The 21,613-nt window shown below is 76.1% G+C and carries 19 protein-coding genes; 4 read left to right on the top strand and 15 right to left on the bottom strand.

Annotated features, from left to right (window positions below):
• Nucleotides 1–153: 153 nt before the first annotated feature.
• From ABD323_RS17170 to ABD323_RS17110, 13 genes are all read right to left on the bottom strand, one after another.
• The gene (locus ABD323_RS17170) at nt 154–1,869 is read right to left on the bottom strand and encodes a condensation domain-containing protein (protein WP_344442502.1); all 1,716 of its coding nucleotides are present in this window, start codon (nt 1,867–1,869) and stop codon (nt 154–156) included.
• Nucleotides 1,866–3,389: an AMP-binding protein gene (locus ABD323_RS17165; RefSeq protein ID WP_344442501.1), complete on the bottom strand. Its 1,524-nt coding sequence runs from the start codon at nt 3,387–3,389 to the stop codon at nt 1,866–1,868. The genes ABD323_RS17170 and ABD323_RS17165 overlap by 4 nt, the downstream gene beginning before the upstream one ends.
• Nucleotides 3,386–4,228 (bottom strand): phytanoyl-CoA dioxygenase family protein, encoded by an 843-nt coding sequence (locus ABD323_RS17160; RefSeq protein WP_344442500.1) that lies wholly within the window; start codon nt 4,226–4,228, stop codon nt 3,386–3,388. Before ABD323_RS17160 ends, ABD323_RS17165 begins: the two co-directional genes overlap by 4 nt.
• 68 nt (nt 4,229–4,296) lie before the next feature.
• Nucleotides 4,297–5,601, bottom strand: a complete 1,305-nt coding sequence (locus ABD323_RS17155) for an aminotransferase-like domain-containing protein (protein ID WP_344442499.1) — start codon at nt 5,599–5,601, stop codon at nt 4,297–4,299.
• On the bottom strand, nt 5,598–6,770 hold the full coding sequence (locus ABD323_RS17150; RefSeq protein ID WP_344442498.1) for an alpha-hydroxy acid oxidase: 1,173 nt from the start codon (nt 6,768–6,770) through the stop codon (nt 5,598–5,600). Before ABD323_RS17150 ends, ABD323_RS17155 begins: the two co-directional genes overlap by 4 nt.
• The gene (gene hppD, locus ABD323_RS17145; protein ID WP_344442497.1) at nt 6,767–7,846 is read right to left on the bottom strand and encodes a 4-hydroxyphenylpyruvate dioxygenase; all 1,080 of its coding nucleotides are present in this window, start codon (nt 7,844–7,846) and stop codon (nt 6,767–6,769) included. Before hppD ends, ABD323_RS17150 begins: the two co-directional genes overlap by 4 nt.
• A gap of 10 nt (nt 7,847–7,856) precedes the next feature.
• Complete coding sequence (locus tag ABD323_RS17140) at nt 7,857–8,618, bottom strand: thioesterase II family protein (protein ID WP_344442496.1); 762 nt, start codon at nt 8,616–8,618, stop codon at nt 7,857–7,859.
• Nucleotides 8,615–10,432: a non-ribosomal peptide synthetase gene (locus tag ABD323_RS17135; RefSeq protein WP_344442495.1), complete on the bottom strand. Its 1,818-nt coding sequence runs from the start codon at nt 10,430–10,432 to the stop codon at nt 8,615–8,617. Before ABD323_RS17135 ends, ABD323_RS17140 begins: the two co-directional genes overlap by 4 nt.
• Nucleotides 10,425–11,504, bottom strand: a complete 1,080-nt coding sequence (locus ABD323_RS17130; protein ID WP_344442494.1) for a TauD/TfdA family dioxygenase — start codon at nt 11,502–11,504, stop codon at nt 10,425–10,427. Before ABD323_RS17130 ends, ABD323_RS17135 begins: the two co-directional genes overlap by 8 nt.
• Before the next feature lie 2 nt (nt 11,505–11,506).
• Complete coding sequence (ddaH, locus tag ABD323_RS17125; protein WP_344442493.1) at nt 11,507–12,370, bottom strand: dimethylargininase; 864 nt, start codon at nt 12,368–12,370, stop codon at nt 11,507–11,509.
• A 4-nt stretch (nt 12,371–12,374) separates the two neighbouring features.
• Nucleotides 12,375–12,596, bottom strand: a complete 222-nt coding sequence (locus tag ABD323_RS17120; RefSeq protein WP_344442491.1) for an MbtH family protein — start codon at nt 12,594–12,596, stop codon at nt 12,375–12,377.
• 48 nt (nt 12,597–12,644) lie between these two features.
• A complete protein-coding gene (locus ABD323_RS17115; RefSeq protein ID WP_344442490.1) occupies nt 12,645–12,929 on the bottom strand; it encodes a hypothetical protein in 285 nt (94 codons plus the stop codon).
• Nucleotides 12,930–12,944: 15 nt separating this feature from the next.
• Complete coding sequence (locus ABD323_RS17110; RefSeq protein WP_344442489.1) at nt 12,945–13,121, bottom strand: hypothetical protein; 177 nt, start codon at nt 13,119–13,121, stop codon at nt 12,945–12,947.
• 276 nt (nt 13,122–13,397) lie between these two features.
• Between ABD323_RS17110 and ABD323_RS17105 the strand changes: the two genes are divergently transcribed.
• Together ABD323_RS17105 and ABD323_RS17100 are read left to right on the top strand one after the other, a co-directional pair.
• A complete protein-coding gene (locus tag ABD323_RS17105) occupies nt 13,398–14,378 on the top strand; it encodes a LuxR C-terminal-related transcriptional regulator (RefSeq protein ID WP_344442488.1) in 981 nt (326 codons plus the stop codon).
• Nucleotides 14,379–14,440: 62 nt separating this feature from the next.
• Nucleotides 14,441–17,536: an AfsR/SARP family transcriptional regulator gene (locus tag ABD323_RS17100; protein WP_344442486.1), complete on the top strand. Its 3,096-nt coding sequence runs from the start codon at nt 14,441–14,443 to the stop codon at nt 17,534–17,536.
• A gap of 29 nt (nt 17,537–17,565) precedes the next feature.
• Here the strand turns inward: ABD323_RS17100 and ABD323_RS17095 are convergent, their stop codons facing one another.
• Nucleotides 17,566–17,790 carry a hypothetical protein gene (locus tag ABD323_RS17095; protein WP_344442485.1) on the bottom strand — a complete coding sequence of 75 codons (225 nt, stop codon included), beginning with the start codon at nt 17,788–17,790 and terminating at the stop codon, nt 17,566–17,568.
• 196 nt (nt 17,791–17,986) lie between these two features.
• Between ABD323_RS17095 and ABD323_RS17090 the strand changes: the two genes are divergently transcribed.
• Nucleotides 17,987–18,499 carry a DUF4240 domain-containing protein gene (locus ABD323_RS17090; RefSeq protein ID WP_344442518.1) on the top strand — a complete coding sequence of 171 codons (513 nt, stop codon included), beginning with the start codon at nt 17,987–17,989 and terminating at the stop codon, nt 18,497–18,499.
• 49 nt (nt 18,500–18,548) lie between these two features.
• Here ABD323_RS17090 and ABD323_RS17085 read toward each other — a convergent pair whose 3' ends face one another.
• Nucleotides 18,549–19,991: a DUF2510 domain-containing protein gene (locus tag ABD323_RS17085; RefSeq protein ID WP_344442484.1), complete on the bottom strand. Its 1,443-nt coding sequence runs from the start codon at nt 19,989–19,991 to the stop codon at nt 18,549–18,551.
• Nucleotides 19,992–20,095: 104 nt separating this feature from the next.
• On the opposite strand from ABD323_RS17085, the gene ABD323_RS17080 reads away from it, so the two are divergent.
• Nucleotides 20,096–21,001 (top strand): TIGR01777 family oxidoreductase, encoded by a 906-nt coding sequence (locus tag ABD323_RS17080; RefSeq protein WP_344442482.1) that lies wholly within the window; start codon nt 20,096–20,098, stop codon nt 20,999–21,001.
• Nucleotides 21,002–21,613 lie beyond the last annotated feature (612 nt).

Here is a 21,613-nt window from a genome sequence, read left to right as displayed (position 1 = left end):
GGGGTGGGGCGGGGCGCACCGGGGTCGGGGTCGGGGTCGGGGTCGGACGGACCGAGGTGGGCCGGACCGCCGGGACCGGGCGCCCGGCATCGGGGACCGGGCGCCCGGGCGGCGGGGCGGCGAGGGCGGGCGGCGAGGGGCGGGCGGCGGGCCTCAGAACGCTTCGAGCGCGGCCGCGAGATCGTCCAACTCGTCCTGGTCGATCGAGGCGAGGGTCAGGTCGGCGGCGACCGGACCGCTCTCGGCGGGCTGCTCGGCGTAGGCCACCAGGGCCGCCAGCTGCCGGAACCAGCTCTCGGCGAGCCCGCGCACCTGCTCCTCGCCGACCACGCCCTCGGCCCAGGCCCAGTCGGCATGCAGCACCGGGCCGTCGGCGGTCTCCAGGGTGATCGCGTTGAGCTCCACCGGGTGCGCCATCGGCATGCCGGGCCCGGGGGCGTCCAGCCGGGCACCGTACTCGGGCAGCAGCTGCCAGTCGGCGGCGCTGGCCACCGGGAAGCGGCCCAGGTAGTTGAAGCCGAGCTCCGGGCGGGCGGCCAGCCGCTCGCCGTCCGGGTGCAGGTGACGCAACAGGCCGTAGCCGATCCCCTTGTCGGGGATCCGGCGCAGCACCTCCTTGACCCGGCGCAGCGCCAGGCCCACGGTGGCCGGCACGCCGCCGGCCAGCCCGGCCAGCTCGAACCGGGCCGGGTAGAGCGTGGTGAACCAGCCGACCGTGCGCGAGAGGTCGACCTGCTCGACGATCTCCTCACGGCCGTGGCCCTCCAGCTCGACCAGGACGCTCGCCCCGACCGGCGCCGCACCCGCCGCCGCGCCCACCCGCAGCCAGTCGGCCAGCGCCAGCGCCAGCGCGGTGAGCAGCACCTCGTTGGCGTCGGCGCCCAGCCGCTCGGCGGCCGAGGTCAGCAGCGGCGCGGCCGTGCCGGTCGGCAGGGTCAGCACCAGGTGCCGGGCGGTGTCCTCGTGGTCGCGGGCCGCGTCCAGCGGGCGCTGCGTGAAGCCGAGCCCGCCCGGGCGCACCACCTCCTGCCAGTACGGGAGTTCGGCGGTGCGCCGGTCGGCGGCGGCCTCCGCGGTGAGCAGCTGGGACCAGCGGCGGAACGAGGTGGGCACCGCCTCCAGCCGCGGCGCCCCGCCAGCCGCCACCGCCGCCCAGGCCTGCGCCAGGTCGCCGGTCAGCACCCGCCAGGAGATCCCGTCCACCACCAGGTGGTTGATCACCAGCGCGAGCCGCCCGGCCCGCCCCGCGCCGGCGTCGAACCAGACCGCCTGCACCACGGTGCCCTCGGCCGGCGCGAGCCGGTCGCGGGCCGCGTGCACCTCGCGCTCGACCAGCGCGGCGCACTGCTCGTCGTCCAGCCCGGCCGCGTCGACGTGGGTGAGCACCCGCTCGGCGCGCACCGCGCCGACGGGCAGGGTCTGCGGATCGGCGGCCGGCTCGGTCAGCCGCAGCCGCAGCACGTCGTGCCGGTCCAGCACCGCCTGCAGCACCGCGTGGGCGTGCGGGAGGGTCAGTTCGGCGGGCGTGCGCAGCACGGTGAACTGGTAGTAGCTCGCCGCCGGGCCGCCGCGCTCGCGCAGCCAGTGCATGATCGGCGTGGGCCGCATCGTGCCGACCCCGTCCTGCGGGCCCTGGGCGCGCTGCGCCATCGGCTGGGCGACGGCGGCCAGCGCCGCCACGTCCGGCTGGGTGAGCACCTCGCGCACGGTGATCCGCAGCCCCGCCCGGCGGGCGGCGCCGACCAGCTGGACGGCGATGATGCTGTCCCCGCCGAGCCCCACGAAGCTCTCCCGCGGCTCGACGCGCTCCACTCCGAAGAGGCCGGCGAGCAGCCCGCAGAGCGTCTCCTCGATCTGACGGTCCGTCATGCCTGGCTCCCGATGGGCTGCTGCGCCCAGATCTCGCGCAGTCGGGCGCGGTCGACCTTGCCGTTCGCGGTGACCGGCAGCTCGTCCAGCTCGTGGAAGTGCTTGGGCACCATGTACCCGGGCAGCTGCGCCGCGCAGGCCTCGGCCAGCTCGTGCGCCTCCAGCGCCACGCCGGGCGGCCGGGTGTAGGCCGCCGCGAGCCGGGTGGAGTTCGCGACCCTGACGCCGACCACCACCGCCCGCCGCACGCCGGGCAGCGCGTTGAGCACCGCCTCCACCTCGCCCGGCTCGACCCGGTAGCCGTTGACCTTGAGCTGGTCGTCCACCCGGGCCAGGAAGTGGAACTCGCCGCCCTCGAAGCGGACCAGGTCACCGCTGGCGTAGCAGCGCCGCGACTCCCCGTCCTGGTGCGCCAGGGTGCGGAACTTGGCCGCGGTCAGCGCCTCGTCGCCCAGGTAGCCGAGCGCCACGCAGTCACCGGCGATCATCAGCTCGGCCTCCTCGCCCTCCTCGAAGGGGCGCAGCACGCCGTCCGCCAGGCAGAGCAGCTCGGCGCCGACCACCGCGGCGCCGATCGGCGGGTGGTCGGGCCACTGCGCGGCCCGGTCGGCGGTGAGCCGGTGCTGGGTGACCACGTGGGTCTCGCTGGGACCGTACTGGTTGACCACGGTGACCCCGGCGGCCGCGCAGAACTCCCGGACCTCGTCGTTGATCACCAGCCGCTCGCCGGCCACCGCGATCTCGCGCAGGCTCGGCAGCTCCTCCTCGCCGAGCACCGCCGCCATCGCCAGCCCGTGCAGGCCCACCACCGGCAGGAAGAGCCGCGCCACCCGGTGCTCGCGGACCAGCTCGATCAGCGCGAACGGGTCGCGCCGCTCGTCGTCGCCCACCACCACCAGGGTGGCGCCGGCCAGCCAGGTGGCGACCATGTCCTCGTAGACCACGTCGAAGCCGATCGAGGCGGCGTGCAGGGTGTGCGGGAGCTGCTCGTGCTGCCAGTGCCAGCCGTGCCAGTCACCCAGGTCGGCCAGCACCACCGGGGGCACCGCCACCGACTTGGGCTCGCCGGTCGAGCCCGAGGTGGGGATGACGTAGCCGATCGGCCCGTCCACCACCTCGGCCGGCGCCGCGGCGCGCAGCTCGCCGAAGGCGGCCTCCTCGGCGCCCAGTCCGGTCGGCGCCAGCTCGTCGGCGCGCAGCACCAGCGTGCAGCCGGCGCCGCGCACGATCCGCTCGGCCCGCGCCGCGGGCAGCTCCGGGTCGAGCGAGACCACGCCGGCGCCCACCCGCCAGGCGCCCAGCACCGCGGCGCAGCGCTCCCAGGAGCGGGTGGAGTACAGCGCCACCACGTCGCCCGGGACGATCCCGCGCAGCGCCAGCGCGCCCGCGATCTCGCCCGAGCGGGCGTCCAGTTGGGCGTAGCTGTAGGCCACCCCCGCGTCGTGGACCGCGACGGCCCCGCGGTGCTCGCGGACCGCGCCGAGCAGGGCGCTCACCAGCGTGCGGTCGGTGCCGGTCATCCGCGCAGCCCGCCTTCCAGTGCCGCCAGCGGGGTGAGGTCGCGCCCGGCCAGGAACTCCGGGCGCGGATTGGCCACCCAGACCGGCTCGTTGTCGACGCTGTTGTAGGTGACCAGCGCCATGGTGCGGTCCTCGGGCGACATGTTGGCGCCCGAGCCGTGCACGATGCAGGAGTCGAAGTAGAGCAGGCTGCCGGCCGGGCCGGTCAGCGAGCGAATGCCGGACTCGGCCACCAGCGGCGCGAGTTGCTCGGCGCTCAGGGCGAAGTCCAGCTCGGCGGAGAGGCTGGCGGCCCAGCTCTCGCCGCCCTGCGCGCCCTCCTCGCCGGACGCGGCGCCGACCGCGGCGCCGACCGGGGCGCGGCGCTCGGTGCGGATCACGCCGGAGCGGTGCGAGCCGGGCACCACCAGCAGCGGACCGTTGTGCTCGGTGGCGTCGTCCAGCAGCAGCGCGACGTTGACGAAACGCGGTTCGCGCACGCCGTCGTGCTGCTCCCAGAAGATGTAGTCCTGGTGCCACTGCCAGACGTCGCCGCGCAGCGCGCGCTTGGCGTTCACCTTGACCTGGTGCACGTAGACCTTGCTCTCCAGCAGCTGCTCGGCCGCCGACAGCAGGGCGGGCAGCTGGACCAGCCGGCCGAAGAGCGCGCTGGTGGTGTGGCAGCCGTGGATGCCGCGCACCGTGCTGCCGTCCTTCTCGAAGACCCGGCCGGGGTGGTCGGTGGCGTAGAGCTGCTCGACCTCGCGGCGCAGCAGGGCGATCTCCTCGGCGTCGAAGACGTTCTCGACCAGGAGGTGGCCGTCACGGCGGTAGTCGTGGACTTGGCTCTCGGTCAGCATGCGGGGTTCCTTTTCGGAGGTCAGGGGGGTGGGGCGGGGCCGGGGCGGGAGCGGGGCAGCGCCGGCGCTCAGCTCCGGTCGGCGATCAGGGCGGCCAGCCGGTCGAGGCCCTGCTCGATCTCGGCCGGCGTCAGCGAGCTGCAGGAGAGCCGCAGTTGGCGGGTGGCGGCGGGGTCCTCGGTGAAGTGGCACATCGGCGTGAAGAGCACGCCGTGCTGGACGGCGGCCTGCTCCAACAGCTCGTCGGTGACCGCGAACGGGACGGTCACCACCACGAAGAACCCGCCGTCCGGGGTGTTCCAGCGCACCCCCGGCACGCCGTCGAAGCGGTCGGCCAGACCGCGCAGCAGGCAGTGCAGGTTCTCCCGGTAGATGGCGATCTGCCGCTCGTTGGCCCGCAGCAGGCTGCCGCCGTGCTCCAACAGCAGCCCGCCGACCAGGGCCTGGCTCACCGGCGAGGTGTTGACGGTGAGCATGCTCTTGGCCTTGGAGAGCTCGTCGGCCAGCACGCCGCCGCCGGCCACCGGCTGGTCGGCGATCGCGAAGCCGACCCGCGCGCCCGGGAAGCAGGTCTTCGCCAACGAGCCCAGGTAGACCACGTGGTGGCCGGTGTCCAGGGCCTTGAGGGTCGGCAGCTGGTCGGCATCCGCGCTGCGGAACATCGAGTAGGGATTGTCCTCCAGCAGCAGGATCCCTTCCCGCGCCGCGAGTTCCAGCAGCCGGCGCCGGGTCTCCAGCGGCATCGACCGGCCGCTGGGGTTGGAGAAGTCGGGCACCAGGTAGAGCGCCCGGGGGCGCTGTCCGGCCGCCCGGGCGGCCCGCAACTGGGCGCGCAGGTCGGCCAGGTCCACCCCGTCCTCGCCCTCGCGCACCGGGCGCACCGGCAGGTCCAGCAGCCGGGCCGCGCCGGTCAGGCCCACGTAGGTGGGCGCCACCGCGAGCAGCACGTCGTGCTCGGTGGCCCGCAGCGCGCGCAGCACCAGCCAGAGCGCCTCCTGGGCCCCGACGGTGACCAGCACCGCGTCCGGGTCGACCACGATGCCCTCGTCCAGCTCCAGTTGGCGGGCGATCAGCTCGTGCACGATCCCCTTGGTGCGGCCGTACTGGAAGAGCTCCCGGTTGACCCGGACGGTGTCGTAGCCCTTCCGCTCGACCAGGTGGCGGGCGTAGGCGTCGAGGTAACGGTGCAGGTCGGCCAGGTCGAAGGTGGACTCGGCGGGCCGGCCCGGAGCGAACGACAGGGCCTTGGGGAAGCGGTTGGCCACCTCGTTGAGGAAGTTCATCGAGCGCAGCGCCGGGTCCCGCAACGAGGCGTGCAGGTCGGCCGGTTCGAGCAGCACCGGCGGGCCCGCGAGGCCCGCGGAGGCGCTCATCGGGCACCCCCGGTGGTGCCGGGCCCGTCCACCGGCCGGGCGCCGAGCACGGTCAGCGCACGGGCCGCGGCCGGGTCGGCGCAGCCGGCCAGCTCCAGCGCGCAGCGCAGTTCGGCCGCCAGCAGGTCCAGCACCCGGCGCACCCCGCGCTCGCCGTCGGCGGCCAGGCCCCAGAGCACCGGTCGGCCCAGCAGGACGCCGTCGGCACCCAGCGCGAGTGCCTTGAGTACGTCGTCGCCGCCGCGGATGCCGCTGTCGAGGAGCACCTGGCAGTGCGCCGGCGCCGCCGCACTGGCGGCCGCCAGCAGGTCCACGCTGGCTGCTGCGCCGTCGAGTTGACGCCCGCCGTGGTTGGAGACGACGACCGCCTGCGCGCCGATCTCGGCCGCCCGGGCCACGTCGCGCGGGTCCAGCACGCCCTTGACGACCAGCGGCAGCCCGCTGCTCTCCCGCAGCCGGGCCAGGTCGTCCCAGCTCAGCCCGGGGGCGAAGGCCTCGGCGGTGTGCTCGGCGACCGCCGAGACGCCGGCCTGCCGCTGCCGGCTGCGCCGGGTGCCGGCCGTGTCCAGGTGCGCGGCCGCGACCGAGGTGGGCAGCGCGAAGCCGTTGCGCAGGTCGCGCAGTCGCCGGCCGATCCGCGGCTCGTCCACGGTGACCACCAGCGCCTCGCAGCCGGCCGCCTCGGCCCGGCGCGCCAACTCCTCGGTGGCGCCCGCGTCGCGCAGCCAGTACAGCTGGAACCAGGTGCGCGCGCCAAGCGCGGTGATCTCCTCGACCGGCCGGGTGCTCAGCATGCTGAGGGTGAACGGCACGCCGGCCGCGGTGGTGGCCCGGGCGGTGGCCGACTCGCCGTCCGGGTGCAGGAGTTGCTGGTAGGCCATCGGCGCGACGGCCAGCGGCAGGGCGGCCGGTGCGCCGAGCAGCGGTGCCCGGGTCGTGCAGTGCGCCAGGCCGGCCGGCATCCTCGGCACCAGCGCGATCCGGTCCAGGGCCGCCCGGTTGGCCGCCATGGTGAGCTCGGCGCCACTGCCACCGGCGATGAAGTCCCACACCTCGGCGGGGAGTTCGCGCTGCGCCAGGGCGGCGAAGTCGGCCGTGCAGACCGGCTCGGCCACACTGACCGGCTCGGTGGCGCGGCCCGGCTGCGCGGTGACGGTCGGCGCGGTCATCGCAGGGCCTCCTCGACGCCCGCCCGCTCGGCCTCCACCGCCTCGTAGAGCGCCTTGATGTTGCCGTTGCCGAAGGTCCGGGCCCCGAAGCGCTCGATCACCTCGTGGAACAGGGTGCGCCGCGGGTGGGTGGAGCGGGTGAAGATCTGGAACAGCTGCCCGTCGTGGTCCTCGTCGACCAGCACGCTCAGCTCGTGCAGCTCCGACGTGCTGTGCCGGGCCAGGTCGAGCCGGTCGGCCAGCAGCGTGTAGTACGCGTCCGGCACGGCCAGGAACTCCACCCCGCGCTCGCGCAGCGTGCCGACCGCCCGCACGATGTCGCCCGAGCGGTAGGCCACGTGCTGCACCCCGGGACCGCCGTGCTCGGCCAGGAACCGGTCGATCTGGCCGGCCTCGCCGCTGGTGTCCGGCTCGATCAGGGTGAAGGTGACCTGGCCCGAGGCGCTCTGCACCACGGTGGACTCCATCGCCTGCGCGCCCACCCGGATCAGCTCGGTGAAGACGACGGCGAAGTCCAGCACCTCGGTGTAGTAGGCCACCGTGGCGGCCAGCTGACCGGCCGTCACGCAGATCGCGAAGTGGTCGAGCTCGTCGAGGAGTTCGTCCTGCGGCGCGACCTGGTCGGCGGCGGGCAGCGGGGTGAACCCGGGCGGCAGCGCGCGGCCCCCCTCGTCACCGGCCGCCGGCTCGACCAGGGTGTGCACCACGTCGCCGAAGCCGCCGATCACCGCGGTGTGCCGCCCGTCCGGGTGCAGCCGCGGCGGGGCGATCGGGACGGCGCCGCGGGCGAGCGCGTCGGCGAAGAGCGCGGGCACGTCCGGGCAGGTCAGCGCGATGTCGGCGACGCCGTCACCGTGCGCCCGGACGTAGTCGGCCGCCGGGTGGCCCGACGAGCGGGCCTCGGTGAGCACCAGGGTGATCCGGCCCTGGCGCAGCACCAGCGAGTCGGCGTCGGTGTCGGTGGCGCGGGCCACCGCACGGAACCCGTAGCGGTCGACCAGGTCGGCGGTGGCCGTCGCCAGGTCGGCGACGTGGCACTCGACATGGCTGATGCCCAGGTGGGAGGAGTGAGTCATGGAGGAACCTTCATCGGGAGGGGACGGCGGCGAGCGCCACGATCCGTGCGGGGAGCTCCCGCCAGACCTCGGGTGTGTAGAAGTGGCCGCCGGGCAGGACGTCGTGGCGGAATCCGGCGGTGGTCAGGGCGGCCCAGCGCTCGCCGAGGTCGGCCTCGACCACGCTGTCCCCGGCGCCCGAGAGGACCTGCAGCGGCAGGTCGAGCCGCCGGCCCGCGGGCTCGAAGCTGTCGCGCACCCGCAGGTCGGCGCGCATCAGCTCGACCGCCATCTCGGTCAGGTCCTCGTCGGCGAGGACGTGGTCGGGCAGCAGGCCGTGGGTGCTCATCCACTCCAGCAGCTGCGCGTCGTCCTGGTGCCGGGAGGGGAACTGGTCGCGCGCGGTGAGCGGGCGGTCCGGCGCGTTGCAGCTGGAGACCACCAGCGCCTCGGGGGCCGGGTCACCCGCCGCGGCGAGCCGGGTGGCGACCTCGAAGGCCATCCAGCCGCCCATGCTGTGCCCGAACAGGACGTAGCGGCCCTCGGCGGCCACCGAACGGACGGCCTGCGCGGCGTCCGCGGCCAACTCGTCCCAGCTGTCCGCGAAGTCCTCGGCGAACCGGCCCTCGCGGCCCGGGTAGCAGACCGCCGCCAGGTCGACGCCGGCCGGCAGCGAGGCCGTCCACGGGTGGTAGGCGGCCGTGCCGCCGCCGCAGAAGCCCAGCGCCACCAGCGTCAGGTCCGGCCGCGGGCTCTGCCGCAGCCGCACCACGGTGGTGTCGGCGGCGGTCATCGCACCTGCTCCGTCCGCCGGGACTCGGCGTGCCGGGCCAGGTCACTCAGCCGCGGGTAGCGGTAGACGTCCTTGGTCGGCAGCACCACGCCGGCGGTCCGCTTGAGCCGCGAGACCACCCGCAGCGCGACCAGCGAGTGGCCGCCGAGTGCGAAGAAGTCGTCGTCCGCGCTGATCGCCTCCCGGCCCAGCACCTCGGCCCAGACGCCGGCGATCAGCTCCTCCAACTCGCCCTCGGGCACCCGGCCCCGGACCTGCGGCCGGTCCTCGGGGGCGGGCAGCGCGGCGTGGTCGAGCTTGCCGTTGGCGGTCAGCGGCAGCGCCTCCAGCGGCACCAGCGCGGAGGGCACCAGATGGTCGGGCAGCGCCGCCGCGCAGTGCGTGCGCAGCTCCTGCGGCTCCAGCCCGGCGCCGGGCACCGGCACGTAGTACGCCACCAGCAGCGCGTCGCCGTCCGGGCCGGTGCGCACGGCGGCCACCGCCACGGTGACCGCGGGGTGCGCGAGCAGCCGCTCCTCCACCTCGCCGAGCTCCACCCGGAAGCCCCGCAGCTTGACCTGCCGGTCGGTGCGGCCCAGGAACTCCAGACCCCCGTCCGGCAGTCGGCGCACCCGGTCACCGGTGCGGTACATCCGCGAGCCGTCCGCGGCGAACGGGTCGGCGACGAACCGCTCGGCGGTCAGCCCCGGCCGTCCGGCGTACCCGGCGGCCAGGCCCGGACCGGCCAGGTGCAGCTCGCCGATCCCGGCCGGCCGCAGCTCCCCGTCCAGCACGTGCGCCCGCACGCCCGCCAGCGGGTGACCCAGCCGCGGGTGGTCCCCGCTGACCTCGACCGCGGTGGCGTCCACCGAGCACTCGGTGGGCCCGTACAGGTTCCAGGTCCCGATCCGTCCGCGCGCCGCGGCGAGCTCGCGCCACATCCGCTCGGGGACCGGCTCGCCGCCCAGCAGCAGCCGCAGCGGGCGCTCGGGCGTGGCGAGGGCCAGCAGCGGGCCGGCCAGCAGGCGCCAGTGCGAGGGGGTCAGGTCGAGCTCCTGCACGCCGTGCTCGGCGAGCAGCGCGGCCAGCCGCCGCGGTTCGGTCCGGTCCTCCTCGCCCAGCACCACCAGGCTGTCGCCGCGGCAGACGCGCACCAGCTGCTGGACGGAGGCGTCGAAGGAGAGGCTGGCGTTCCAGCCGACCACCCGGGGCTCGGCGACGAAGACGCCGCGCTCCTCCAGGCCGGCCACCAGCGCGGCGACGCCGCCCCGGGTGACCTCCACGCCCTTGGGGCGCCCGGTCGAGCCGGAGGTGTAGATCAGGTAGGCGGGATCCAGCGGGTCCGCCTCGGCGTCGACGAACGCGACGGCCTGCCGACCGTGGTCCGCCGCCCGGCCGTGGTCCGCCTCCGGAGCCGGCGCGCCCAGCACCGGCGCGTCCAGCACCGGCAGCTCGGCGAGCCCCGGCAGCGCGGTCAGCCAGGCCGGCCGCCCGGCGTCCGTGACCAGCGCCCGCAGCCCGGCGTCCTGGGCGATCAGCGCGAGTCGCTCGTCCGGGTAGGACGGGTCGAGCGGCACGTACGCGGCGCCCAGCCGCCAGGCGGCCAGCGGCGCGGCCGCCCAGTCCACCCCGCGGCGCACCCGCACGCCCACCCGGTCGCCCCGCCCGACGCCCAGCGCCCGCAGCCCGGAGGCCAGTTCGGCGCTGCGCGCGAGCAGACCGGCGAAGTCGAGCCGGCCGTCCGGACCCTGCACCGCGAGGCGGTGCGGGGTCGCGGCGGCGGCCCGGTACAGGCGGGTCAGCACATCGATCGGCACATCGATCGGCTCAGCCATCCGAGCTCACCGCCCCGACGGCGACACCGGCACCAGCACCGGTACCGGCACCCGCGCTCGCGATCGCCCCCGCGCTCGGCGCGACGGTCGGCTTGCAGTCGGCCAGCGCGAGCGGGTCACCCATCGCCACCACGATCCGCCGGTCCCCGCGGAACGGGTCGCGGCCGTGCGCCGTCAGCACGTTGTCCACCAGCAGCAGGTCACCCGGCTGCCAGCTGCGGCGCACGGTCGCCCGCTCGTAGGCGGCGTTGATCACGTCCAGCTCGGCCAGCGTGAGCGGCAGTCCGTCACCGAGGGCGGTGTCGAACGGCAGGCCGCCCTCGCCCAGTTCCTCGATCAGCGTCTCGCGGATCTCCTCGTCCAGCGACCAGGAGTTCCAGAACGCGAGGTGGTTGAACCAGACCTCCTCGCCGCTCAGCGGGTGGCTGATGATGCCCGGCCGCAGCTGACGGGTGCGCAGGCCGCCCTCGGCGTCCCACGCGCAGGAGATCAGGTTCTGGGCGCAGTACGCCTCGACCTGCTCGGCGCTCTCGGCCGCGAAGGCCGCCCGCCAGTCGACCGAGAGGTGCTCGGAGTAGCTGCGGCTCAGCACCCAGCCGCTCGCCCGCATCCGCTCGACCAGCTCCGGCGGCAGGGTGCGCAGCACCTCGCGGCAGTCCACCACCGGGGTCGCGCCGCCCTGCTCGGGGGCGGTCAGGCAGCCGAAGAGCAGCAGGCCGGGGAAGGTCAGCGTGTAGCTGTTCTCGTTGTGCATCCGGATCGCCTGCGCGGCGGGCAGGTCGGTGGAGGAGAAGACGTCGCCGCCGTAGTCGCTGCGCGGGGTCGCCTTCTCGCGGTACGGCGTGCGCCGGCTGATCAGCTCGTCGCGGACCAGGCCGAAGTCGGCCACGCTGCGCACCGGCAGGCCGCGCAGGTACACCGCGCCGTGCCGCAGCAGCCCGGCGCGCAGTTCCTCGCGCACCGAGGCGAGCCAGGCGGCGGCCGCGGCGGCGTCGGCCAGCTCGGGGGCGGTCACGGTCGCCGGGGTGCCCGGCGCGCTCTCCCAGAGCAGCCGGGGTTCGGTCGTGGTCATCGTCAGCCGCCCAGCGTCAGGTCGCGGTGGCGCAGTTCGAGGGTGCAGCACTTGACGCTGCCGCCGCCCTTGAACAGCTCGGAGAGGTCCACGCCGATCGGCTCGAAGCCGCGCTCGGCCAGCCGCTCGGCCAGCCGGCCGGCCGCCTCGGGGAGCAGCACGTGGCGGCCGTCGGAGATCGCGTTGAGGCCGAAGACCTCGGCGTCCGACTCCTCGGCCAGGATCGCGTCCGGGTAGAGCTCGGCCAGCAGCCGGCGGCTCTCGGGGGCGAAGGCGCCCGGGTAGTACATGATCTCGTCGTCGTCGAGCACGGCGAGCGCGGTGTCCAGGTGGTAGAAGCGCGGGTCGACCAGGGTCAGGCTGACCACCGGGCGCCCCAGCAGCCGGGCCGCCTCCGCGTGCGCGGCCGGGTCGGTCCTGAAGCCGGTGCCGGCCAGGATCCGGCGGCCGGCGACCAGGTAGTCGCCCTCGCCCTCGTTGGTGAAGGCGGCGGGATGCACCACCGGGTAGCCCTGCTGCTCGAACCAGGCCTGGTAGGCGGGGGCCTCGGCGGCCCGCTCGGGGTGCCGGAAGCGGGCGACCACGACGCGGTCGTCCAGCACGGTGGCGCCGTTGGCGGCGTAGACCATGTCGGGCAGGCCGGGGACCGGCTCGATCAGCTCCACGGTGTGGCCCAGCTCCTGGTAGAGCGCGTACAGGCGCTCCCACTGCAGGACGGCCAGCGCGGTGTCGGTCGGCTTGGCCGGGTCCATCCAGGGGTTGATCCGGTAGTCGACGGTGAAGTACGAGGGGCGGCACATCAGGTAGTGCCGCGGGCGGGCGGTGCGCACCGGCGGGCGGACCGCGGTGGGGAGCGTGGTGGTCATCGGGTCACGCACCGTTCGCCGTGGCCAGCGCGGCGACCAGCGAGGCCGGCCGCAGGTCGGTCCACTCCCGCTCGATGTGCTCCAGGCAGGCGGGCCGGGTGTCGGGGCCGTGCGCGGTGCGCCACCCGGCCGGCACGGCGACGGCGGCCGGCCAGAGCGAGTGCTGGTTCTCCTCGTTCACGAGCACCAGGTAGCTGGCGCTCTCGTCCTCGAAGGGGTTGGTCATCGGAAGTCCTCTCTCGCGGGGTTGGGGAGGTGCGGATGTGACGGGAGGTCACGCACCGGGGCGGACGGCGGCGATGCGCCAGCCGCGCAGCAGGGGGGAGGCCGCGAGCGCGCGGCGACAGATGGCGAGTGCGGCCGACCCGGCGGTGTGCTGCTCGCTCGTCAGGGTGAAGACCCCCAGGTGCAGCCAGCCGGGCCCGGCCTGGGTGCTGACGTGCTCGAGCAGTTCGCCGGGCCGCGACGCGGCCCACATCAGGTCGCCGACCCGGCCGCCGTCCAGCAGGTGGCCGGTGGCGGGTCCGTCGGCGCTCAGGGTGATCAGGGTCAGCTCCACGCCGGGGTGGTGGGGTCAGTCCCAGATCAGACCGTCGGCGTGCACGCCCCCGGCGGCGTGCACGGCCGGCGCGGCGGCGCTCGGCGCGGCCGGGGCGTGGCCCGCGGCGCCGGACAGCGCCCCGCCCAGGACGCCCACCAGGACGGCCAGCACGGCGGCGGTGGTGCGCGGGAGGTGCGGCGAAGAAGTCATGGGGGTGCCCTCGTCTGGAGTGGGGTGAGCGGCCCGGGAGCGGGCCCGGCGGCCGGATCGGGGCGGCGCACGGGGCCGCGGCGATGCCTCCATCCTGACCGCCACCACCGCTGCGGGGAACGGGTTTCGGCAGGTCGGAACCGTCCAGGCCGCTTTGTGCCACGCCTCGGCGCGGGGCTCCGGCACCCGGCGCGGGGAGCGCTGACGCGCTGTAGATGGGGCGTCTATCGCCGTCCAGCAGACTTCCCCCCACGGGGCGGAACAAGGGGAGGCACGATGTTGGCTGCGCTGGGGCTGGAGGCACCGGACGAGGCGGTGTACCGCGAGATGCTGGCCTCGCCCACCCTCGGGGTGAGCGAGCTGGCGGCCAGGCTGGCCACCACGCCGGCGCAGGTCCGCGGCGCGCTGGACCGCCTCTTCGAGCTCCGGCTGATCCAGCAGTCCTTCGAGGCGCCGGGCCGCTTCACCGTGGTCGACCCGGCGATGGGCCTGCAGCAGCTGATGGAGCGCCAGCACGAGGAGCTGATCCGGCGTCAGCGCCAGGTCGCCGACAGCCAGGCCGCCCTGGTGCGGGTGCTGGCCGCGGCCGGCCCCGGCGCCGGTGGCTTCGAGGGCGTCGAGCGGCTGGTGGGGATGGACGCCGTGCAGCGCCGGCTGGAGCGCTTCGCCGTCGAGGCCGCCCGCGAGGTGCTGACCTTCATGCCCGGCGGCCCGCAGTCCGCCGCCGCGCTCGCCGCCGCCCAGCGCAACGACGACGGGATCCGCCGGCGCGGCGTGCTGATCCGCACCGTCGGACTGAGCGGCGTGCGCGAGGACCCGGGCACGCTGGCCTACGCCCGCTGGCTCTCCGGCGACGGCTGCGGGTTCCGCACCGCGCCCAGCCTGCCGACCCGGATGATCCTGGTGGACGGCTCGCAGGCGCTGGTGCCGCTCGACCCGGCGGACAGCCGCCGGGGCGCGCTCTGCCTCTCCGACCCGGCCGTGGTGACCCCGCTGCTCGCGCTTTTCGAACAGACCTGGACGCTGGCCGCCCCGCTCGGCTCCGCCCCCGCGAGCGACCCGGCGACGGCCCCGAGCGACCAGGAGCGCGCCCTGCTCGCGCTGCTCGCCCAGGGCCACACCGACGAGTCCGCGGCCTGCCAGCTGCACATCTCCGCGCGCACCGCCCGGCGGATGATGGCCTCGGTGATCGAACGGCTCGGCGCCCGCAGCCGCTTCGAGGCCGGTCTGCGTGCGCACCAGTTGGGCTGGGTGTGACGATTTACCGCGCTAGTCTGGGTCGAATCTCACAAGGATATTGAACAGGCGCGGGTGAAAGAGTGGACGACCTCAGGTTCTCGGTGCTCGGACCGGTGCAGGGCCAACTGGGGACCACCGTCCTGAGACTCGGCAGCCCCCAGCAGCAGGCGATGCTCGCCGTCCTGTTGCTGCGCCCGGGCCGCTCGGCCACCGCCGCCGACCTGGTCGACGCGCTCTGGGGCGAGGAGCCGCCGAGCACCGCCGTCACCACCGTGCGCACCTACGCCTGGCGGCTGCGCAAGATGCTGCGCAGCACCGCCGACGCCCCCGACCTGCTGGTCTCGCTCGGCGACGGCTACCGGCTGCTGCTGCCCGAGCAGGCGGTGGACGCGCTGCGGGCCGAGCAGCTGGCGGCCCGGGCCGACCGGGCGCAGGCCGCCGAGCGGCCCGCCGAGGCCCGCGAACTGCTCAACCAGGCGCTGGCCCTGTGGCAGGGCGAACCACTGGCCGGCCTGCCCGGACCCTTCGCCGAGCGCCAGCGCCGCCGGCTCGACGACCTGCGCCTGGCCCTGCTGGAGGAGCGGCTGGCCCTCGACCTGACGCTGGGGGGCTCGCTGCGCTGCGTCTCCGAGTTGACCGCGCTCACCGCCGAGTACCCGCTGCGCGAGCGGCTGTACGCGCTGCTGATGCGCGCGCTCTACCAGTCCGGCCGGCAGGTCGACGCGCTCACCGTCTACCGCGAGGCCCGCGACCACCTGATCGAGCTGCTCGGCGTGGAGCCGGGTCCCGAACTCGTCGCGCTGCACCAGCGGATCCTGGACGGTGACCGGGTGCTGGCCGCGCCCGCGCCCGGCGCCTTCGAGGAGGAGTCCGCCCCACCGGCCCGACCCACCGCCGGCGAGCCGGCCGCACCGGCGCCCGGCCGCCCGCGGCCGGCCCAGCTGCCGCCGGACGCGGCCGACTTCACCGGCCGCGCGGCGCCGATCGACAGCCTGCTGGCCGCGCTGTCGGACACCGGCCCGCCGGCGCTCAAGGTGGTGGCACTGACCGGGATGGGCGGCATCGGCAAGACCACGCTGGCGCTGCACGTCGCGCACCGCACCCGCCCCAGCTACCCCGACGGCCAGCTGTACGCGAACCTGCGCGGCAGCGACCTGACCCCCGCCGACCCGGAGAGCGTGCTGGCCGGCTTCCTGGGCGCGCTCGGCGTGCCGGCGGCCGCGATCCCCGAGGGCGTCGAGGCGAAGGCCGCGCTCTTCCGCTCCTCGGTCGACGGCCGCCGGCTGCTGATCGTGCTCGACAACGCCAAGGACCGCGCCCAGTTGCAGCCGCTGCTGCCGGGCGCGGCCGGCTGCGCGGTGCTGGTCACCAGCCGGGTGCGCCTCGGCGGGCTGCCCTGCACGCTCCAGCTCGACCTGCCGCTCTTCGAGCCCGGCGAGGCCACCGAGCTGCTCGGCCGGGCGATCGGCTCCCAGCGGCTGGCCGCCGAGCACGAGGCCGCCCTGGAACTGGTCTCGGCCTGCGGGTTCCTGCCGCTGGCGGTGCGCATCGTGGCCGCCCGGCTGGCGGCCCGCCCGAGCTGGACCGTGCAGACGCTCAGCAGCCGGCTGGCCGACGAACGCCGCCGGATCGACGAGCTGCGGATCGGGGACCTGGCCGTCGAGGCCGCCTTCGAGCTCGGCTACCACCAGCTGACCGAGCGCCAGGCCCGGGCGTTCCGGCTGGTGGCCACCGTCGACGGTCCCGACCTGGCGCTCAGCTCGGCGGCCGCGCTGCTCGCGGCGGACGAGCAGTTCACCGAGGACCTGCTGGAGTCGCTGGTCGACGTCACGCTGCTGGAGTCGCCGGCGCCCGGCCGCTACCGCTTCCACGACCTGCTGCGCGCCTTCGCCCGGCGCACCTCGCTGGCCACCCATCCGCAGGAGGCCGCCGAGGCCCGCGACCGGCTGCTCGACTTCCTGCTCGCCACCGCCTGCGAGGCGTTCCGGCACGCGGTGCCCGGGGACCCGATCGGCGGCTCGCTCGGTCCGGCCCGCTCGGCCCCGCTGGCCTTCGGCGACCTCGCGGCCGCCCGCCGGTGGGCGGCCGCCGAGACCGAGAGCGCGGTGGCCCTGGCGGCGCAGGTCGCGCACGCGATCCGGCCGGCGGGCGGGCCGGCGCCCCTGCCCGGGCCGGTGCCGGAGCCCGGGCCGGTGCCGGAGCCCGGGCCGGTGACCGGGTCCGCGCCCGTGACCGGCGCCGACGGAGCCCGGCCCGCGGGCCACGAGGGGCTGCGGGCGGCGATCGACCTGCTGATCGCGCTGAGCGCCTTCGGTCCCAACTCGCGCTACCGCCAGCTCGCCGCCACCGCCGAGCAGCTGGTGGCCGCCGCGGTGCGGACCGGCGACCGCTGGGCCGAGGGCCGGGCCCGGTTCCTGTGCGGCAACATCGCGGTGCCCGCCACCCGCTTCGTCGAGGCCGAGGTGCAGACCCGCCTTGCCATCGCGGCCTGCCGCGAGGTCGGCGACCTGGTCATCCTGCGCCAGGCGCTCAACGACCTGGGGGTGCTCGCCCAGCACCTGGGCCGCTACGACGAGGCGGTGGGCCACCTGGACGAGGCGATCAGCATCGCCCGGAAGCTGGGCCACCACTCCGGCGAGATGGTGGCCACCCTCAACGCCGCGATGGCCCGGGTCCGCAGCGGCCGGGCGGCCGAGGCGCTGGCGACCTGCCGGGACCTGCTGCCGCAGCTGCGCGAGCGCGACGACGCCCCAGGGACGGCGTACGGCCTCTACGTGCTGGGCCTGGCCGCCCACACCCTGGAACGCTTCGCGGAGGCCGTCCACTGGTTCTCCGAGTGCCTGACGGTGGCCCGGGCGGCCGGCCTGCCGCACCGCGCCGCGCAGGCCCGCTACCGCCTCGCCGACGCGCTGCGCGCGCAGGGCGAGCCGGAGCAGGCGCTGGGCCACGCCGAGCACGCCCTGGCGCACTGCGAGGAGATCGGCGCCGAACGCGACCAGGCCAACGCGCTGGTGGTGCTGGCCCGGGTGCTGCTCGACCTCGGACACCCGGAGCCGGCCGAGGGGCACCTGCGCCAGGCGCTGGCGGTCTTCCTCACCCTCGGGCTACCGGAGGCCGCCGAGGTCACCGCGCTGCTGCGCCAGCTGCCCGGGTCCGCGAACCGAGCCGCGGACTGAGCCGCGGCCGGCGCCGGCTCGGCACCGGCTCAGCTCTGCACCTTCGGGGGCTCCCAGCTGGACGTGGTGTTGTTCCACTCCTTGACGCCGGACTGGCCGGTGCCGATGGAACCGCCGGCCGTCACCACGCCCTTCCCGTGCGCGGCGCCCCCCGACGCCACCACCCCACCGGCCGTGAAGACGCCCAGCACCGCTGCCAGCCCGATCCCCGCCAGGGCCGCCACGACTCGTCCGGACCGCTTCTGGTACCCCATCAGAACTTCCCCTTGCTCGTCGACCCCCGTCGTCGACGACTCTGCCAGCGCTCGATCAACGCTCGATCAACGCGTGCTCCACGGCGGCCGCACACCTCGCGACGTGCCTTGTTCACCCGAACCGGGGGTGCCGCACGGGTGGCACGGGCGCGGATGGTGTGCGTTCGGGGCGGGGAACGGGGATGCTGGAGCGGTGATGTACGAGACGGACTTCTGGCAGATCATCGACGAGACCCGTGACGCCGCCGACGGCGACCCCGAGGACCATGCGGACCTGCTGGTGGAGCGGCTCGCGCAGCTGACACCGGACGAGGTGATCGACTTCGCCCGGCTGTTCGAGGCGCGGTTCCAGCGCGCCTACACCCGCGAGCTGTGGGGCGCCGCCTACCTGATGCTCGGAGGCGCCTCGGAGGACGCGTTCGACTTCTTCCGCTGCTGGCTGATCGCGCAGGGCCGGGAGGTGTTCGAGGGCGCGGTGCACCACCCGGACGACCTGGCCGAGCTGGTGCCCGACTTCGACGAGGACGAGGACGGCGACGCCGAGGAGTTCGGCTACGCCGCCGACGAGGCGCACGAGCAGCTGACCGGCATGGCCCTGCCGGACCTCGGCACCGAGCAGCCCCGGCAGCCGCAGGGCGTGCCCTTCGACTTCGCCGACGGAGAAGTGATGGCGAAACGATTCCCCAAGCTCTGGGAGCTCTTCGGCTGAGGCCTGCCACCCCGGGTCGCCCGGGCCGGCCCGCTCGGCGTCGGGCCGGTCAGACCCCGTTCGGCGGCGTGCTGGGGCGGATCGCGGCCACCAACTGGTCGAGCACCCCCGGCAGCGGCGCCCTCGGGTCGTCGTCCACCGAGCCGACCAGGGTGGTGAAGCCGCCGCCCGGCGCCGGCAGGGCCACCAGCAGCAGGAAGCCCCGCGCGCCGCCCTGCTGTGCGGTGACGTGCCAGCGGACGGCGTAGCCCGTGAGCCCGGCGGCGGTGAGCGGGCCGCTGTCGAGTTCCTGGTGCGCGGCGAGCTCGCCGAAGAGCTGCGGGGCGTAGGTGGTCATGGTCGCGCGCGCCGTCGTGGCGGCGTCCTGGCCCGCGACGGGGGCGGTGTCGATCGAGAAGTTGCCGCGCACGCAGCCGCCGGGCGTCGCGCAGTCGTACGGGCCGGTGACCAGCAGCAGGGTGCTCGCGCCGTCGTGCGCGGCCGGGTTCCAGCCGCCGGGCACCGGGACGACCCAGCCGTGCACCGCGTCCACCACCCCGGTGCCGTCGGGCAGCGCCGGGGCGCCGCCGGAGCGCGAGGGCGAGGGCAGCGCGCTGGGCCGGTCGGACCCGGTCGCACCGGGGCTGGGGGCACCGGGGCTGCGCGCGCCGAGGCTGGGACCCGCGCCGGGTCCCCGGCCGGGTGCGGGGGCGCCGGCCGAGCCGGGCGGCACGGCGGCGGACCCGTCGACCTGCCGGGCCGCGAAGCCGCCGCGCACGATCGATATCGAGAAGACGGTCGCCAGCACCGTCAGGGCCAGCGCGCCGCCCAGGATGCCGACGATCAGGCCCGGGCGCCGGCGCGAGGACGGCCGCGCGGGCCCGCCGGCGGGGGCGGCCAGGTACGGGGAGCCGTAGCCCGGGGCCGGGGCCCGGGGCGGGGCGAAGGCGCCCTGCGGCGGGCCCTGGAACCCGTACCCGGGCTGCGGACCGGGCGGCGGCGCGCTCACCGGCCGCATCGGCGCCGGGGACGCCGACGGGGACATCGGACCGGCCGTCGGCTGCGGAACCATCGGCTGCGGGGCCATCGGCAGCGAGCCGGGCGGCGGGAACCCGTAGCCGCCGTGCTCCGGCGGCTCGGGGACGGCCGGATGCCCGTAGGCCGGTGAGGCGTCGGAGAGCGAGGAGGCCGGTATCGAGGGGCCGGCGACCGCCGGCCGGGCCGAGATCGGCGCGGCGGGCGGCGCCGCCACGGGAGCGGCGGGGTGAGCGGTGCCCTCCCAGGGCCCGGCCGGACCGGCCGCAGCGGCCACAGCGGCCACAGGGTCCGGCGGTGAGCCCGCCGGCGGTGAGCCGACCGGCTGCGGGGGCGGCACAGCGACCGGCGGGCGGACGGCGGCGGACCGGTACTGCTCGGTCCAGGCGCCCCCGTCCCAGTAGCGCTCGCGGGCGCCCCCGTCGCCCGGCGCGGGCGCCGGGTCCGGGTACCAGCCGGGAGGAGTGGAGTTGCTCACAGCCGTACCGTATCGGTCGCGCCCGTCCCGCTGACAGAGCGGTCACGGTCCCTGAGTGCGGGTCAGGCACCCGTGGCGGCCGGCGCTGCTGCCAGGATGGCCGCATGCGCATCGCTGTCACCGGTTCCTCGGGCCTGATCGGCTCCGCCCTCGTCCGCTCGCTGCTGGCCGACGGCCACCAGGTGGTCCGGCTGGTCCGCCGCCGCTCGGCGCTCGGGCCGCACTCGGACGGCTCGGTCGGCGTCGGCTGGAACCCGGCGCGCGGCGAGATCGACCGCGGCGCCCTGAACGCCCTGGACGCGGTGGTCCACCTGGCCGGCGCCGGCGTGGGCGACCGCCGCTGGAGCGAGGCGTACAAGCGGGAGATCCGCGACAGCCGGGTGCTGGGCACCCGCACCCTGGCCCTGGCACTGGCCGCGGCGGACGCGCCGCCCGCCGTGCTGGTCAGCGGCTCCGCGGTGGGCTACTACGGGCAGACCGGCGACCGGGTGATCGACGAGACGGCGCCGGCCGGCGAGGACTTCCTGGCCCGGGTCTGCGTGGACTGGGAGGGCGCGGCCCGCCCGGCCGCCGAGGCGGGGATCCGGGTGGTGCACCCGCGCACCGGCCTGGTGCTGTCGGACGCCGGCGCGGCCGGCGGGCGGCTCTTCCCGCTCTTCCGGCTGGGCCTGGGCGGCCGGCTGGGGTCCGGCACCCAGTACTGGAGCTTCATCTCGCTGGCCGACCAGGTCGCCGCGCTGCGCTTCCTGATCGACCACCGGGAGCTCAGCGGCCCGGTGAACCTCAGCGCGCCCGAGCCGGTGACGAACGCGGAGCTCACCGCGGCACTGGGCCGGGTGCTGCGGCGGCCCACGCCGTTCCCGGTGCCGGAGGCGGTGCTGCGGGCGGCGCTGGGCGAGATGGCGGTGGAGGTGGTGGGCAGCCACCGGGCGGTGCCGGCCAAGCTGCTGGCCGCCGGCTTCCGGTTCCGCCACCCGCAGGTGGACGAGGCGGTCCGCGCCGCCCTCTGACGGTCCCCGGCTCCCGTCCCCTCCCCCGCGCTCCCCGGGCGGCTCCCCGCGCAGTTCCCCCGGCATAGGGCGTGTCTGACAATTCCCGCCGGGCGCGCGCCGCCGGGCATCCCGGCTGGACGCACCGGCGAAGCACCCAAGTACGACCCAGTACGAGGGCGCTCCGCCGGCACGCCCAGCCAGGGGCCCCTCCTGCCCGTCGAGGGCAAGGAGGGCGCCCAACGGCGCACGCTGGTCCGACGCGAATTGTCAGACACGCCCTGGGGGCGCACGGTGCGGCGCACGGCGCCCGCGCGTGCTCCCCGGGCGTGCCACCGCCACGGCTCGCGCCCGCCGATCCGTCCGCATGCCCTTGCCTGATCGCGACTCTGACGGGGCATCACTTGTTCGGACCGTCCCGGCACCCCGCAGCCGTCCGCCGGCCCGGAGCTCCGGGACCAGGGAGGGAGCTCGCTCGTGACCGCACACCACATCACCCGCCGCAGCCGCCCCGACGCCCCCGACGTGGTCGTCGTGGGCGCCGGGCTGGCCGGCCCGGCCCCCCCCCCCCCCCCCCCCCCCCCCCACCTGCGCCTGACCCCCCAGCCGCCCCTCGGTCCCCACGTCCCGCGC

Source organism: Kitasatospora nipponensis, assembly GCF_039528135.1.
Taxonomy (GTDB): Bacteria; Actinomycetota; Actinomycetes; order Streptomycetales; family Streptomycetaceae; genus Kitasatospora; species Kitasatospora nipponensis.
This window is presented reverse-complemented; position numbering and strand designations above follow the sequence as displayed.